Here is a 1629-nt window from a genome sequence, read left to right on the forward strand (position 1 = left end):
CGCCATGCTGCGTGACGGCACCATTTACCAACCCAAGTCAGCCCTTAACGCTTGACGAAGGACATAGGGGCACCCCCCCCCGCTTACTGCTACACCGCCTTCAGTGCTGACGGCGGTGCAAATACAGCACTGCATGGCGGCGCACGCTCGAGTTACGCATAAAGCGACCAACCACAAGCGGCCCTTGTGGCCGCCTGTGGTCCGTGAGTTGTTTCAGAACGGGTGGTCGATGTCATCGGGCCCCGGGGCGATTGTTGCTGGCGCCCCAGGTCAGGAGGTTGGAGCAGATTTCATTTCCCTCAGGAGACGCTGGCAACTTCCGGCGTCGCACGGGCAACCGGCAACGGCCGCTGCTGCGCAATCTGTTCGCGGAGCTTGATCAGCGCCAGCACCGTATCGATCGTCGGCGTCGCCTGTCCAACGAGCCGGCCCATTTCCTGCACGACGGTCAGAAGCGGGTCGATCTCCATGGGACGGTTGGCTTCGAGGTCCTGCAACATGGACGTCTTGTGTGCACCCACCGCACCAGCACCGTCGATGCGCCTTTCGACGTCGACGCGGAAATGCACGCCGAAGCGATCGGCGATCGTCTTGGCTTCAAGCATCATCGTCTTCGATACTGCTCGCGTCGCCGGGTGACTGGTAATGACGTCGAGCGTTGCATGGGTCAACGCGCTGATCGGATTGAAGCAAAGGTTACCCCAGAGCTTCAGCCAGATCTCATCGCGGATATTGTCGCGGATAGGCGCATCCAGATCTGCAGCAGTCATGATCTCATGCAGTTTCTGGATTCTGTCGGTGCGCTCGCCGCTGGCCTCGCCGATCGGGAATTTGTTGCCGTAGACATGGCGAACCACGCCCGGTTCGACGATTTCCGCTGCCGGGTACACCACACAACCGATCGCACGTTCCGGCCCAAGCACGTTCCACTGCTTGCTGCCTGGGTCGACGCTTTCGAGCGTGGTACCGGCATATTCGCCACCATGCTTGTGGAAGTACCAATAGGGAATGCCGTTGACTGCGGTGACAATCGCCGTGTCGGGCCCCAGCAGAGGCTGCATCAGGTCAACCACGCCCGCCACCGAATGCGCTTTCAGTGCAACGATCACATAATCCTGCGGACCAAGCTCACGCGGATCCGATGTACAACGCACCCTCACGACGCGTTCGTCGCCGCCGATCTGCAAACGTACACCGTTTGCCCGCATGGCGGCGAGGTGGGGACCACGCGCCACTAAACTTACCTCCGCGCCGGCAGACGCGAGTTGCGCGCCAACGTACGCACCGATCGCACCGGCGCCATAAATACAGATCTTCATCTGTCTCTCCTTGCTCCAAAGTCACGAATGTTGTCTCTTCAATTCAGCTCGTGCCTTGCACAGGCTTTCAGCGGCAAGCGCAGGCTGCGCATCATGTTGCAGTCACGCTTCGCGCCGCCGCTGGCCTACACGTCTATGTTTGAGCGGGCATCAGCTCGGCGCGATACCCCGCAAGCGCCAGTCGCACGATCGGGCACAATGCCTGACTGTTTGCCGTATCGAGCGCCGCCAGCAGCGCGCGCCGCATGCGTGGTTCCCAGAAGCGCCGGATGTGTTCGGCGATCCCGGACAGCGCTTCTTCGCGATCGGG

The 1629-nt window shown here is 61.2% G+C and carries 2 protein-coding genes; both read right to left on the reverse strand.

Annotation, left to right across the window (positions count from 1 at the left end; all coding sequences use genetic code 11):
• Nucleotides 1-299: 299 nt before the first annotated feature.
• Entirely contained in the window at nucleotides 300-1319 is a 1020-nt protein-coding gene (locus DIE23_RS38920) for a 2-dehydropantoate 2-reductase (protein ID WP_124618171.1), read from the reverse strand.
• Nucleotides 1320-1452: 133 nt separating this feature from the next.
• Nucleotides 1453-1629 (reverse strand): formate dehydrogenase subunit delta (locus tag DIE23_RS38925; protein ID WP_124618173.1); only part of this gene is annotated, 177 nt, incomplete at its 5' end.

This window comes from Burkholderia sp. Bp9143, assembly GCF_003853645.1.
Lineage (GTDB): Bacteria > Pseudomonadota > Gammaproteobacteria > Burkholderiales > Burkholderiaceae > Burkholderia.